We start from the raw sequence: 13,527 nt of genomic DNA on the forward strand, positions 1-13,527 counted from the left end.
GATTCGGCGCGTCAGCCGACCGGCCGGGTCACGCCATTGACCACGCTCGGCGGCAGTTCGCCGCGGAGTGCCGCGGCCGCACTTCGCGCCGCCGTCTCGCGCAGCGTCCGCACCGCCGTCGGACTCGCCGACGCGACGTGCGCGGCCACGGTCACGTTTGGAAGCCGGCGCAGCGGGCTGTCGGCGGGGATCGGTTCGGGATCGCAGACGTCGATCGCCGCCGCCGCGAGCCGCCCCGACTCGAGTGCCGCGACGAGGGCTGCGGTGTCGACCAGATCGCCGCGGGCGAGGTTGACGAGGATCGCGCCGGCGGGCAGCCGCGCCAGCGCCGCGGTGTCGATGATCCGCCGAGTCGCCGGCGTCGACGGGCAGTGGAGTGAGAGGATGCTCGATCCGGCGAGGAGCTCGGGAAGTGCCACCGGCTCGCACCCGGCGGCCCGGATCGAATCGGGGGGCACGAACGCGTCGCACACCAGCCGCCGGCACTTGAACGGCGCGAGGCGGGCGGCGACTTCGCGGCCGATCCGCCCGAAGCCGAGGAGGCCGACGGTCTGGTCGCGGAGCGTCTTCATCAGGGCGAGGTCGGTGGCCAGGCCCCAGCGACCGTCGCGGATCGTGAGCGTGTTGGGCACCACCTGGCGGGTGGCGGCGAGGATGAACGCCAGCGTGTGGTCGGCGACCTCGTCGATGCAGTAGTCGGGGACGTTGCAGACGGGGATCCCGCGCGCCCGGGCGGCGTCGAGGTCGACGTTGTCGACGCCGATCCCGTAGCGGACGATCACCCGCGCTCTCTCCATCGCACCGATCACGCCGGCATCGACGCGGGCGAATTGCGTGATCACGGCGTCGGCGGTGGCGACCAGCGCCGCCAGTCCCGCGGGGCTCGGGTCGGTGCCGCGGACGACCCGCGCTCCGGCAGCGGCGAGGATCTCCTCCTCGACATCGAGCGCGGGAAACGTGGCGTCGGTGATCGCGACGGTGGCCATGGCAGGTGCTCGACGAGGGCTATTCGAACTGCGCCCGGGTGGGATCGAACCACCGACCCTGGGATTAGAAATCCCATGCTCTATCCGACTGAGCTACGGGCGCGTGTGCTTGCTTGAGAGGGTGTTGCGAACTTCTTGTCCAAGGTGACTTTTTCGACTACACCCGATACTACACGGGGTGCTGCCTTGGGAGGGCCCTCGAGCCACTGCCTTGTGCGGCGATGCCGCAATCGGATCGTCGCGAAGGTGCTCTCGATGGTGTTGGTGGTGCGGAGGTGGCTCCAGTGCTCGGCTGGGAAGTTGTAGAAGGCCAGGAGCACGTCGCGGTCCTTCGCCAGGAGTGTACATGTCGCGTCGTATTTGACGCCGTACTCCAGGAGGAAGTGATCGAAGGCCTTGTTGGCCATCTCCCTGGTCTCTGCGAGCCAGATCTGGTGCAGGTCGGCCTTGGCCTTGGGCTGGATCGCCTTGGGCATGGAGTTGATGACGTTGGCGGTCTTGTGGACTCGTGCAGCGTTGCTCACGCGTCGTCGGGTAGGCCTCCCGCAAGGTGGCCCAGAAGCCGAGGGCACCATCGGCGACGACGATCGTCGGCGGGATAGAGAGCCCACGGTTCTGGAGGTCGAGGAGCAGCTCGAGCCAGCTCGGCTTGCTCTCACGGAGGCCGTCGATGACGGCGATCAATTCCTTCCGGCCGTCGGCCATCGCTCCCATGAGCACGAGCAGGCACTGCTTCGGATTGGCCGGGTCTTCCAGGCGGATGCTCACGTGGATCCCGTCCGCCCAGACGTAGACGTACTGCTTGCCGGTGAGGTCGCTTGGGGCATGCGCGGTAGAATTCGGTGGTTGCTGGCTTTGTGTAGGATCCGGCCCGGTCACTTGATCGTCGGATCTTCCTTTGAGGAGTCGTCGTGATGAACTGGCAGGACCGCATCAGGTTTGACCCGGGCATTCTCGGTGGAAAGCCGGTCATCAAAGGCACAAGACTAGCCGTTGAGAAGATCGTCGAACTCATGGCTACCGGTTGGTCTGAGCAGCAGATCATCGGGAACTACCCCGGCCTGACACATGACGACATTTCTGCGTGCCTCTTCTACGCGACCGAGATCCTGAAGTCGGAGCGCGTTGTGGCTCTTGCCTCCCCTGAATGAGAGCAGGCAGGCATGCAGTTTCTCGCAGACGAGGATTTCCCGGGTATCGCCGTGCGGTGGTTACGGTAGGTAGGGCATGACGTGCTTTGGGCAAGGACGAGCTTGCCCAGCCAGTCCGACGCCGCGCTGCTCGAGGCCGCCCAGCGAGAGTCCCGTGTCGTCCTGACCTGCGACAAGGACTTCGGTGAGCTTGCCTTTCACTGGGGCCTTCCCGCTTCGTGTGGCGTCGTCCTCTTTCGTTTTCCCTCGTCGTCGCCCGAGATGTTTCTCGACCGGGTCAAGGAACTGCTGGCAGCCGAGAAGGAAATCGGTGTGAGCGGGACGTTCTGTGTCGTCGAGGCCAATCGCGTGCGGGTTCGGCCGCTGCGTGGTCGCGTTTGATCACGTGAACGCACGACCTGACTTCGGCAATGCCGTGCGCATCCCAGACGGCCCGCTATGCGGCTGGAGACCGACGGTTGTCCTACAACCGCAAGCAAAAACGCGCGTTGACCTCCCAGGGCAGCCGAGGCACGTGTGCTCCGCCGAGCCGACCCGCGAGGCGCTCGCGCATTGGACCGGCGCCCGCCGCCGAGGTTTCGTGGCGTTGGCCAGTGGTGCACACTCCGCGTATGGCATGTGCCCCTCAGCCGACGAAGAAACCGAGATCACGGCCGATGACACCCGCTCCAGGCTACCGTCGCGTTCTCGGCCGCGACCCGGTCATGCGACGCGTCATGGCACAGGTCGGGCTCCTGCCTGGCTACTACCGCGAGCGGACCGACTTCGAGACCGTCTGCCGGATCATCACCGGCCAACAACTCTCCTCCGTCGCCGCCACTTCGATCTGGAAGCGCGTCCGGGCACTGCGCCGGTCGTGGCAACCCGGGAATGTTGCCACGCTCTCCCTGGCGAGCCTCCGCGGCTGCGGCCTGAGCCGAAACAAGGCGGCGTTCATTCTTGAAGCCGCCGAGCGCACGGTCCGGAAGGAGCTCGACTTCGCCGTGATCCGCAGACTGGCAGACGCTGAGGCCCATCGCACGTTGCTTGCGATCAAGGGGTTCGGACCTTGGTCGGTCGAGATGTTCATGATCTTCGCCCTCGAGCGGGAGGATGTTTTTTCCATCGCGGATGCGGGCTTGCGCAGGGCCATCGTCGCGCTCTACGGCATCCCCAAGGCGCGCTATGAATCGCGCGTGGTGACGGTGGCGAATACCTGGCGCCCGTATCGGAGTTTCGCCTGCCGGTACCTGTGGGGATGGCTGGATGTCGCCGGACAGCCGTAGCGGGCAGTGGACGAAGTGATTGTCTCCGCCCTCGATGCCAAGATGGCGATGCCGGCACGGCTCGTGGGGGTGCTCGCCGGGGCGCCTTGACGAGAAAAGAGCCGGGATCGACGCTGGCATCGGAGTGTCGAGCGGTATACTCGCCATCATGCCCGAAAACGACGACCTCCCCCGCGACGCCGATCTCGTGCCGCTCGGGTTTGGTCAGCGGTGGGCGTTGTTCGACGCGGTGTGCACGGAAACGATCCAAAACCGGGATGCCGCGTGGGTCGCCACCCTCTCGCCTGCCGCGCGCCTCGCCGTGGCTGATGACCTGCTCACGACGATCCGCGCGGTGCGTCTCGCGGCGGGAGACTGGCAGGCGGTGGACGAGCGGGCATGGCGGGAGACGCTCTCCGAACGCATGCAGCAGGTGAGAGCCTTCCGCAGCCTCGACGAGGCGAACCATGGAACCGGCCCTGTGGCCGACGCTCGCTGATGCCGCGGCGATGTTCGAGGCTCGCGGAATCGCCTTCGCCCTGATCGGCGGACTGGCGGTGGCGCTCCGCGGGCAGCCGCGGATGACGGTCGATGTCGATGTGGTGATTCTCGCCGATGTCGAACGGGCGCTGCGGCTCGTGCGAGAGATCGCTGCCACGCCGTTCGAGCCACTGTTCCCGGGCGTGGAGGAGGTGGTCGCGCGGTCGTTCATCCTCCCCCTTCGTCATCGCACGACGGGTATCAGGTTGGACGCCGCGATCGGGATGTCGGGCTTCGAGCGACAGGCCGTCGGCCGCGCGGCACCGATCGTGATCGGCGGCGTCCGTGTGCCCGTGGTCGTGACCGAGGATCTTCTCGTGATGAAGGCCCTCGCTGGCCGACCGCAGGACGAGCAGGACATCCGCGGCCTGATCGCCGCGCAGCGCGGTTCGATCGACTGGCCGGGGTGCCTCGATCTGGCTCGGAGGCTCGGCGCCGCGGTCGATGTCGACGTGGCAGGCCGCCTCGAGGCCGCCCGCGGGTCGATCACGCCGGAGGGCTGAGCGATCGCCGCCGCGTCGACCGAGTTGGTCGTCGCTCGGCCGGTTGGGGGCCACCAAAAAGGCCGGCTCCCGGGCGGGCGTCGGACTGCTTGCGGAACGCCCGATGGAAGACCTAAGGTATCGCTCCCGAGGAGCGCCCATCATGCGACTGCCAGCCTTCGTCCGCCATGCCTCTCGCGCCGTGGTAGATGCTTTCGTTCACCGGGTGATGCTCCACCCGACTGTCTACGAGCGGTATTCGCGAAGCATTTTCCTCAACAATGCCGCCCACGCGCTCCAGTTCAACGGGATCGACGGCGACTACGTCGAGTTCGGCTGCCATGGCTGCCGGACGTTCGCGCTGGCGTATCACTCACTGCGGCGGTTCGGGATCAACTGCCGGCTGTGGGCGTTTGATTCGTTCGAGGGCCTGCCGCCCGCGGCCGACGAGCGGGATTCGCATCCTCAGTGGCGTGAGAAGGCGATGTGCACTGGCTTGGATGAATTCCATCGGCAGTGCGCCGCCCAAGGGTTGCCACGCGATGCGTATCAGACGGTGCCCGGGTTTTATTCCGATTCGCTTCCGCCGCTTGGCGGGGTGGTGAGCCCCGGAACATCGCGCTGGCGTACGTCGATTGTGACATGTACTCCAGTACGATGGACGTGCTTCGGTTCCTCGAACCGCGGCTCAAGCACGGCATGATCATTGCCTTCGACGACTACTTCTGCTGGTCGGCGACCGAGGCCGCCGGTGAGCGCCGTGCCGCGATCGAGTTTTTCACGGCCAGCCGCGAATGGCAAATCGTGCCCTATCTGCAGTACAGCTGGGCCGGGCAGTCGTTCGTCGTCGAGCGCAAAGACGCGATCCGACGATAGAAACCCACGACCAGGGTGATCGGCCGCCCGATGCGGCCGGTGGCGACCGCCACACGCCGGTGGGCTACCATTCACGGTGGTTTCGGTGGGCTGCCCGCGTATTCCCGGAGTGTGTGCCGTGGCCTGGCCATTTGACCGCACGCGTTGCTTCGCCCGATCCTGCGTTGCCCTCGCCGCGGCACTCGCGCTTGTCGGCCCCGCGCAGCGTGCCGCCGCGGCCGAGCGCGACGATCCGTTTGCCTCGCACGTCCGCCCCACCGCGCCACTGTCGCCGGCCGACGAGCGGGCGGGGTTCACGCTGCCGCCGGGGTTCGTCGCCGAGCTGGTCGCCGCCGAGGACCGGATCGCCAAGCCGATGAACCTCGCCTGCGACGACCGTGGCCGGCTGTGGGTGAGCTGCTCGCGCGAGTACCCGTATGCCGCGCCGGCCGACCGGCCGGGGCAGGATTTCATCCAGGTGTTCGCCGATCGCGACGGCGACGGCGTGTGGGAGGAGTCGACGACGTTTGCCGACGGGCTCAACATCCCGATCGGCCTCCTGCCGGTCGCCGACGGCGTGATCTGCTTCAGCATCCCGAACATCTGGCACCTCCGCGACGTCGACGGCGACGGCCGCGCCGACGAACGCAAGGTGCTCTACGGTCCGCTCGGCTGGCAGAAGGACACGCACGGCATGTGCAACGCCTTCCGCCGCGGCCCCGACGGATGGATCTACGCTTGCCACGGGTTCAACAACGAGTCGACCGTCGCCGGGACCGACGGCCACTCGATTGCGATGCAGTCGGGCAACACGTTCCGGTTCCGCCCCGACGGCAGCCGGATCGAGCACTTCACCTGGGGGCAGGTCAATCCGTTCGGCATGGACTTCGACGAGCAGGGTGACCTGTTCACCGCCGACTGCCACACCAAGCCGGTCACGCTGCTGCTCCGCGAGGGGCGCTACGAGAGCTTCGGCCGGCCGCACGACGGACTCGGCTTCGTGCCCGCCGTGATGGACCACCTCCACGGGTCGACGGCGATCGGCGGGTTGGCGATCTACGACGACGTCCGCTTCCCGCCCGAGTACCGCGGCAACTGCTTCGGTGGCAACGTCATGACCAGCCGGATCAATCGCAACCGTCTGGTGCGTGACGGCGCGACCGTCCGCGCCGTCGAGGAGCCCGACCTCCTCGCCGCGGCCGATCCCTGGTTTCGCCCGGTCGACCTGCGCCTCGGCCCCGACGGCGCGCTGTATGTCGCGGACTTCTACAACCGGATCATCGGCCATTACGAGGTGCCGCTCGACCACCCGGGGCGCGACCGGACCAGCGGGCGGATCTGGCGGATCTCCTACCGCGGTGCAGGCGTGCCACCGACGCCGCTGCTGGCGTCGACCCGCCTCGATATTCTCCCTCCCGACGAGCTCGTCGCCGTCCTGCGCGATGCCAACCGGACGCGGCGCGAGCTGGCTCGCGAGCGGATCGTGGGGGGCGCCGCCGCTGCCCTCGCGCCGCCGCTGGCCGCGCTCGCCGCCGACACGACCGCGCCCGCGGTGGCCCGCGCCGCCGCCGGATGGTGCCAGGCCCGGCTGGGGCTGCTCGACGCCGTCGCGCTCGGCAGGTTGGCGCGGGACTCCGACGCCGTGCTCCGCCAGCACTCGCTGCGGATCGCCGGGTCGACCCTGGTCGGCGATCCGGCCGGGCTGATGGCGATTGTCTGCGAGGCGCTTCGCGACGGCGATCCGCTCGTCCGCCGGGCTGCCGCGCTGGCGGCCGCTCGCCTGCCGGCCGCGATCGACGGCGGCAGTGGCGCCACGCTCGTCGCGGCCCTTGCCGACGCCATCCGGGGCGGCGCTCCGGCCGACGTTCACCTCCGCCACGCCCTGCGCCTCGCGCTCCGCTCCCGGCTCCGCGACGAATCGTCGCTCACCGCAGCGGTGGCCGCCATGGCGGGGAGCCCGCGCGAGGAAGTGATCGCCGACGTCTGCCTCGGGCTCGACTCGGAGCCGGCCGGCGACGCGATCGCCGCCTTTCTCGCCAGCGGCGGGATCCCCGGGACCGATCCCGCCTCCCGCGACAGGCTCGCGGCGCTGGTCCAGCATGCCGCCACCCACGCCTCGGCGGCCGGTCTTGCCCGTCTCGCCGCCGTGGTCGAGGAGCGCTTCGCCTCCGACCTGCCGTTTCAGGTGCGGCTGCTCGAGACGGTGCGGGCGACGCTCGCCCGCGAAGGGCAGCGGGCCGCGCCCGCGGTGGTCACCTGGGCCGACAGGGTCGCCCGCCAGCTCCTCGATCTCGATGGCACCGGCCGGCCGCGCGATCTGCCGGCGGCCCTCGACTGGTCCGTCGCGCCGCTGCCGGGGCGGAGCGGGTCGAGCGAGGCGTGGCCGGTCCGCGAGCGGCCGTCGGCCGATGGCGTCGCCGCCCCATTTCGCGTCAGCACCGCGCGCGGCGAGCAGTCGACCGGCGTCCTCCGCTCCGAGCCGTTCGCCGTCGGCAGAGAGCTGACATTTTTCCTCGCCGGGCACGACGGCCATCCGGAGCACGGCCCGCAGGGAAAAAACCTGATCCGCCTCCGCGATGCCATGACCGAGGAGATCCTCCGCACCGCCTCCCCGCCGCGAAACGACATCGCCCAGCCGGTCGCCTGGGACACCGCCGACATCGCGGGCAGGCGCGTGGTGGTCGAGGTGGTCGACGGCGACGACGGCGGCGCCTATGCGTGGCTGGCCGTGGGGAGGTTTTCCGATCCCCGCCTCGATCCCGGCGCCTCCGACACGGCCCGCCAGTCGGCCGCGGCGCTGGCGGCCGGTTTCGGTCTCGACGGTCTGGCCGCGCCCTTGGCGCTGTTGCTCACCGACGTGCCGGCGGCGACGGCGACGCGCGTCGCGGTGGCAGGTGCGCTCGGTGCGCTGGCACCCGATTCCCGGCTCGACGCGCTGGCACTGGTGCTCACGCTCCCCAATGCGACCGAATCGGCGCGGGCCGAAGGGGCCCGACTGATCGCGGCCCGTGACGGCGAGGCCTCCGTGGCGATCCTCCATGATCTCCTCCGCACGGCACGGGCCTCCGACCAGCGCGAAATCGCCCTCCGGCTGGCGGGAGACGACGCCGGCTGCCGGGTGCTCGCCGATGCGGTCGAGCGCGGCCGTTGCTCGGCCCGGTTGCTCGTCGAGCCGGCGGTGGCCGCGCGGCTGGCCGGCCTTCGCGCCGGGCCGCTCCGTGAGCGCGTCGAGCGCCTCGCCGCCACCGCCCCGGCCGACGACGCGGCACTGGCGCAGATCATCGACGACCGCCGTCAGGACTATCGTCAGCATGGCGGCGATGCCGCCGCGGGGAAGGCGCTGTTCGGCAAGCACTGTGTCCAGTGCCATCAGGTGGCCGGTGCAGGGGCGAAGGTCGGGCCGCAACTCGACGGCATCGGCAACCGCGGCCTCGACCGGGTCGCCGAGGACCTCCTCGATCCCAACCGCAACGTCGACGTTGCCTTCCGGGTGACGACGATCCTCACCACCGGCGGGCGCGTGCTGGCCGGGATCGTCGTCCACGAGACGCCCGACGCGCTGGTCTGCGCCGACAACCAGGGGAAGGAGTTCGCGGTCGCGCGTGCGGAAATCGACGAGCGCCGTCCGTCGGCGCTGTCGCTGATGCCGGCCAACTTTCACGACACGACGTCGGCCGACGACATGCGCCACCTGCTGGCGTATCTGTTGTCGCTGCGCGGTCCGGCCGAACCGCGCGACGGCCGTTGAGAGGCGGCCGGGCGGACCTGAGCGCTTCCCGACCGGGAGTGTCAGGCTTTGCCGGCCGCGGGAGCCGGCGGCGTGGCGACGCGTGGTTCGAGCTGGAAGATCTGCACCAGCGTGCCGCTGGTGAAGGAGTGGACGATCGCGCCGGTGGCTGGCTCGACGACGACCGCCGCCTCGCGGACGCGCTGGCCGGTGAGCCGTTGGACCTCCCGGCGGAGCTCGTCGCAGGAGACGGCGAACAGGGCACGGTGGTATTCCTCGACCTTCGCTGCTCCGGCCGCGGACCGGGCGAGCAGCTTTTCCGCCGGCGTCAGCGCTTCGTGGAGCGTCACGACCACCGTCTCGGGGCCGGTGACCACGGTCACCGCCTTCGGGGCATGGCCGGTGCGTTCCGTCTGCATGGCCAGCGCGATGCCCGCCAGTTCCTTGGACACCGATGCTTCAGCGACGGGCGTGGTCATGCTCTCTCCGGGAATGTCGTGCGCGGTTTCAAGGCTTCGTCGAGCGGGGAATGATACGGCGATCGACCGTAAGTCTCCTCCGCGACCACGGGGAGCCGGCGACGAAGTGGCTGCACCCCGAGACGCAGCGCCCAGCGCCGGTCCTGCCGGGGGCGAGGGCCTGACACCCGCGCCGCCCACCTACTCGGGCTGCGGTTCGAGCGGCGGCAGTTCCCAGGGATCGACCTCCACCACCGCGACGACGTGTGAGGCGTTGATCGAGCACATCGCCCGGTCGGGCCGCGTCGACTTGATCACCGGGAAGTGTCCCCACGGGAACCCGTCCTTGCGGTGGGGCACCATCACCTCGGCGTCGATCCACACGGCGCCCGTCGGGCTCTCGCGCACCGCGCGGATCCGGTCGACGACCAGCACCTGCTTCGTCACCAGCAGCAGCGCCAGCCGGCACGGCTCGGCGGCGAGCCGATCGGTGAACCAGGCCGGGAGCAGTTCCTGGATCGGCCGCCGGCGCGGGGGAGTGTCGTCGCTGGACATGCGGGGCCTCGTCGCGGGTGCGGCCGCCCGGGGAACCGCCGGTGGCGGCAGGCCGGGGGGAGGCTGGGCTTCCGTCGGCCTGCCGGGGGCTTGTATACACGCCGCATGCTCCACTTTCTCGGGATCGGTGCCCAGAAGTCGGGGACGTCGTGGCTCTACGAGGTGCTCCGTCGGCACCCGGAGGTGCGGTTTCCCGGTGTCAAGGAGGTCCATTTCTGGGACCAGCAGCGGCACCTCGGCCTCGATTGGTACCGGGGCCTGTTCGCCGGCGATGATCCACGCCGCGCCGGCGAGATCACCCCCGCCTACGCGATCCTTCCGGCGGCGGTGATCGCCGAGGTCCACGCCGCCTTTCCTGCCGCGCGGCTGATCTACCTGATCCGCAATCCGATCCAGCGCGCCTGGTCGAGTGCGAAGATGGCGGTCGGCCGGGCGGAGATGCGGATCGACGAGGCCTCCGACCGCTGGTTCTGCGACCACTTCCGCTCGGCCGGCTCGCTCGCCCGCGGCGACTACGAGACCTGCCTGCGGGCCTGGCTGTCGCACTACCCGGCTTCGCAGCTGCTCGTCCTCCGCTACGAGGCGATCGCCGCCGACCCCGATGGAGTCGCGGCGGCGTGCTGCGACCACCTCGGCGTCGCCCGCTTCGCCGCGCCCCCCGCGGAGCTGCGGCAACGGGTGTTCGGCGGAACGCCGGAGCCGCTGCGCGACAGCCTGTGGCCCGAACTGCTCTCCATCTACGGAGCGCGGATCGAGTCACTGGCGCGGTTTCTCGGCATCGATCTGCGGGAGTGGCTCGATCCGCCGGGGAGCGCCTGACCTACGGCAGGCCGCCACGACCGGACAATCGATTCACGCTGTTTTTTCGGGGAAAACCGCTTTCTCCCGTCTCACCAAAACGGTGAGAGCCTCACGATCTTGGTGAAACCGCGTTTTTTCCCGCAAAAAACGCCCTCTCATCCCCGGACCGGCATCCCCGGCGCCCGCGTCTCACCAAGATGGTGAGGCCGGGGCCATCTCGCCGATCCGACCCCCGGGGCGCGATGTTCACCGTTTTCATCGGTGTTTTTGCAGATCCTCCGGTTTTTCGAATGTCCCAGCGTGTTTGGCACGAGGGGTGCCTTAGGTGATTCCGCCGCGAGGAGCGACGGCCGGGGAGTCTCGAAAGGGCTCGCCGGTCGCCGTGAGCCGGGGCTGCCGGTCTGCCCGAGCAGGCCGCTCGTGGCATGGGTCCGTCTGTCGGGTCCGTGCTGCGGGTGGCAGAGACGAGGGGCCGGAACGACGGGCGTGCAGAGAGGCTGAGTTCAGTCGTGGCGGGACCATCCGCCTAACAGGAGGGGCATCATGATGATGATGGTTGCGTTGGGCATCACAGCCGAAGAGCTGTCGAATTCGGTCAAGACTCGGGAGCCGGAAGGGTGGGGCGGTCGCCTCGCCGGACCGCAGTTGTCCTGCCTCGTGATGTCCGGCGATGCCGGCTTGCGGCAGCGGCTCGGGGCGGTCACCGAGTTGAGTGGTTGGAGCGGGTGCGAGACGCCGGCGTCGTCCCAAGGACTGCGGCAGGCGGTCGATCGCGAGTTCCAGCTGGTCGTCGTCGATCTCGCCAATCCGGTCGCGGGCGACTCGGCCGAGGCGATCGCGGTTGCCGAGGAGTTCGCGAGCCGTCCGTCGACGTTGCTGTTGGTCTGCGGCCGTGAGGATCGTTTCGAGGACGAGCTCTGGGCCCGCCAGCTCGGGGCGTTCGTCTACCTGCCCGGGGTGTCGACCGGGGATTCGTTGGTCTCGTTGTTCACCGAGGCCCGCAAGGTTTCGGAGCAGCGTGGCGTCAACCGCCTCGTCAAGGCGGCGATCTGAGTGGTGACGTGCAGCCGGCCGAACAGCCGTACGCCCGCGGGGGCACGGAGACGGACGGCGAACGAAGAGAACGGGCGGTCCGGTCGCCACTCGGTGGTCGGCTGGTGACGGTCCCGGGGTGCTGTGCGGCCTTGGCGTGCAGTCCTGGAAGGTGATCGTGGCAGGCGTGGGTGGCGCGGTGGCGAGGAAGCGATTCCCTCGCCGTATGCCGGTGCCATCAGCGAGGCAGAGCGGTGTCGAGGGAGCCCGCGGGGCGGTCCGCGGGACATGGCTGCTCTGAAAAAGTCCCTGGGTCGGTGCTGCGGTCGCTCGCAGACTGGCGTAGTAGTGTACGGAAGTTCATTCCCAAAAACGTTTTCAACTCGCCCCTCGGGGCACAGCGAAAGGAACTGCTCGTGAGCACGTTCGTGGATTTCGACAACGTCGATGATGGAGAGAATCGTCCCCGCGCCGTGGGCTTCGGCAGGGCTCGCGAGCCGATGATGGGGAAGAAGAAGCGGCCGGAATACCGCCGCAAGGGCGCTGCCCCGCAAAACAGCGGCATGTGCCGCCGAACGAACAAAAAGTGGACGTGGGGCAGCGGCCGGTCGGCCCGGATCCTCGACGCCCGTGGCCGAACCTTCTCCGGCTGCCTCGCCTTGCTGCTCGTCGCTGCCGCATCGGCGTGCTACGCCGGGCCGGTGTTGTCCGTCGACATGACCGTGGTCGGTGACCCCGGCAATACCGTCACGGCAGGCAACGGCTTCGGTAGGGTCGGCTACTACTACAAGATGGCCAACACCGAGACGACCAATTCGCAGTACGTCACGTTTCTGAACAATTCGTCGGCGGGGAAGCAGGGGCTGTACGGTGTCTACGACGAGACCGCCGCCAACAGCGCCGGCAGCGCCTACATGATCCGCCGCGCCGGCACGGTCGGCAGCTACACCTACTCCGTGGTCGGCACCGGCAACGACAACAAGCCGATCAACTGGGTGTCGTGGTTCAGCGCCGCCCGGTTCGCGAACTGGCTTTCCAACGGAGCCGATCTCAGCGCCAACACGGAGACGGGCAGCTACACCCTCGACGGTCGCACCTCCGGCAACATCGCCACCCGTAATGCCGGTGCTGTTTACTACCTGCCGAGCATGGACGAGTGGACCAAGGCAGCATTTTACGATGTCGCCACGACCAGCTACCTCAACTATCCGTCCATCTCGTCGGTCAACCCAGCGCTCAATGGCACGCTCCCGGCCATCGGCAACGCCTCGACCCCGACCAATGCCTTCGCTGCCAACTATGCCGGTGGAGCGAACGGATCAGTGCTGCCGGTCGCCAACTTCTCGACCGTGACGTCGGCCTACGGCATGTACGACATGCTCGGCAACGTCAATGAGATGACCGACACCGTGAGCCCGACCGATTCGACCCGCTATGCCCAGGTGTCGGGCAGCTACGCGACCACCGAAAGCGGTATCAGCACGTTCAACAGCGCGACCGCTCCTCCCTACGTGCTCGGTTCGATGGCCAATGCTCCCCGTGGGTTCCGCATCGCCGCCGTCCCCGAGCCGTCCTCCGTCGCACTCGTCGGTACTGCAGGTGCTCTGGGCTTCGTCGGCAACTGGATCCGTCGCCGCCGCCTCGTGGCATCGACCGCCCTCGGCTGCTGACCTCTCGATCCGTCCGCGGGCGCGGG

At 68.9% G+C, this 13,527-nt stretch carries 14 protein-coding genes, 1 tRNA gene and 1 pseudogene; 11 read left to right on the forward strand and 5 right to left on the reverse strand.

Features of this window, described 5'->3' with window-relative positions; all coding sequences use genetic code 11:
* Positions 1-11: 11 nt before the first annotated feature.
* The 3 genes and pseudogenes from FJ309_03405 to FJ309_03415 all read right to left on the reverse strand — a co-directional run bounded on the left by FJ309_03405 (position 12) and on the right by FJ309_03415 (position 1,802).
* The gene (locus FJ309_03405) at positions 12-986 is read right to left on the reverse strand and encodes a C-terminal binding protein (protein MBM3953662.1); all 975 of its coding nucleotides are present in this window, start codon (positions 984-986) and stop codon (positions 12-14) included.
* Positions 987-1,015: 29 nt separating this feature from the next.
* A tRNA-Arg gene (locus FJ309_03410) sits at positions 1,016-1,089 on the reverse strand.
* 106 nt (positions 1,090-1,195) lie between these two features.
* A pseudogene (locus FJ309_03415) lies at positions 1,196-1,802 on the reverse strand (IS256 family transposase).
* A 98-nt stretch (positions 1,803-1,900) separates the two neighbouring features.
* On the opposite strand from FJ309_03415, the gene FJ309_03420 reads away from it, so the two are divergent.
* The 8 genes from FJ309_03420 to FJ309_03455 all read left to right on the forward strand — a co-directional run bounded on the left by FJ309_03420 (position 1,901) and on the right by FJ309_03455 (position 9,006).
* Positions 1,901-2,137 carry a DUF433 domain-containing protein gene (locus FJ309_03420; GenBank protein MBM3953663.1) on the forward strand — a complete coding sequence of 79 codons (237 nt, stop codon included), beginning with the start codon at positions 1,901-1,903 and terminating at the stop codon, positions 2,135-2,137.
* A gap of 102 nt (positions 2,138-2,239) precedes the next feature.
* Complete coding sequence (locus FJ309_03425; GenBank protein ID MBM3953664.1) at positions 2,240-2,518, forward strand: hypothetical protein; 279 nt, start codon at positions 2,240-2,242, stop codon at positions 2,516-2,518.
* 29 nt (positions 2,519-2,547) lie between these two features.
* Positions 2,548-3,402 carry a DNA-3-methyladenine glycosylase 2 family protein gene (locus FJ309_03430; protein ID MBM3953665.1) on the forward strand — a complete coding sequence of 285 codons (855 nt, stop codon included), beginning with the start codon at positions 2,548-2,550 and terminating at the stop codon, positions 3,400-3,402.
* Between the two features lie 148 nt (positions 3,403-3,550).
* Positions 3,551-3,880: a hypothetical protein gene (locus FJ309_03435; GenBank protein MBM3953666.1), complete on the forward strand. Its 330-nt coding sequence runs from the start codon at positions 3,551-3,553 to the stop codon at positions 3,878-3,880.
* Entirely contained in the window at positions 3,849-4,424 is a 576-nt protein-coding gene (locus tag FJ309_03440; protein MBM3953667.1) for a hypothetical protein, read from the forward strand. The genes FJ309_03435 and FJ309_03440 overlap by 32 nt, the downstream gene beginning before the upstream one ends.
* 103 nt (positions 4,425-4,527) lie before the next feature.
* Positions 4,528-5,106, forward strand: coding sequence for a hypothetical protein (locus tag FJ309_03445; protein MBM3953668.1), 579 nt, complete (start codon positions 4,528-4,530; stop codon positions 5,104-5,106).
* Positions 5,046-5,279, forward strand: a complete 234-nt coding sequence (locus tag FJ309_03450; GenBank protein ID MBM3953669.1) for a hypothetical protein — start codon at positions 5,046-5,048, stop codon at positions 5,277-5,279. The genes FJ309_03445 and FJ309_03450 overlap by 61 nt, the downstream gene beginning before the upstream one ends.
* A gap of 76 nt (positions 5,280-5,355) precedes the next feature.
* Positions 5,356-9,006 (forward strand): c-type cytochrome, encoded by a 3,651-nt coding sequence (locus FJ309_03455; GenBank protein MBM3953670.1) that lies wholly within the window; start codon positions 5,356-5,358, stop codon positions 9,004-9,006.
* 41 nt (positions 9,007-9,047) lie between these two features.
* Here FJ309_03455 and FJ309_03460 read toward each other — a convergent pair whose 3' ends face one another.
* Both FJ309_03460 and FJ309_03465 read right to left on the reverse strand, forming a co-directional pair.
* Complete coding sequence (locus FJ309_03460; GenBank protein ID MBM3953671.1) at positions 9,048-9,464, reverse strand: DUF2294 family protein; 417 nt, start codon at positions 9,462-9,464, stop codon at positions 9,048-9,050.
* Positions 9,465-9,644: 180 nt separating this feature from the next.
* Positions 9,645-9,998 (reverse strand): hypothetical protein, encoded by a 354-nt coding sequence (locus FJ309_03465; protein MBM3953672.1) that lies wholly within the window; start codon positions 9,996-9,998, stop codon positions 9,645-9,647.
* 105 nt (positions 9,999-10,103) lie between these two features.
* On the opposite strand from FJ309_03465, the gene FJ309_03470 reads away from it, so the two are divergent.
* The 3 genes from FJ309_03470 (at position 10,104) to FJ309_03480 (ending at position 13,501) form a co-directional block, all read left to right on the forward strand.
* Positions 10,104-10,817, forward strand: a complete 714-nt coding sequence (locus FJ309_03470) for a sulfotransferase domain-containing protein (protein ID MBM3953673.1) — start codon at positions 10,104-10,106, stop codon at positions 10,815-10,817.
* Positions 10,818-11,342: 525 nt separating this feature from the next.
* A complete protein-coding gene (locus FJ309_03475) occupies positions 11,343-11,852 on the forward strand; it encodes a hypothetical protein (protein ID MBM3953674.1) in 510 nt (169 codons plus the stop codon).
* Positions 11,853-12,247: 395 nt separating this feature from the next.
* Positions 12,248-13,501 (forward strand): PEP-CTERM sorting domain-containing protein, encoded by a 1,254-nt coding sequence (locus FJ309_03480; GenBank protein MBM3953675.1) that lies wholly within the window; start codon positions 12,248-12,250, stop codon positions 13,499-13,501.
* Positions 13,502-13,527 lie beyond the last annotated feature (26 nt).

The sequence above is a fragment of the Planctomycetota bacterium genome (assembly GCA_016872555.1).
GTDB lineage: Bacteria > Planctomycetota > Planctomycetia > Pirellulales > UBA1268 > F1-20-MAGs016.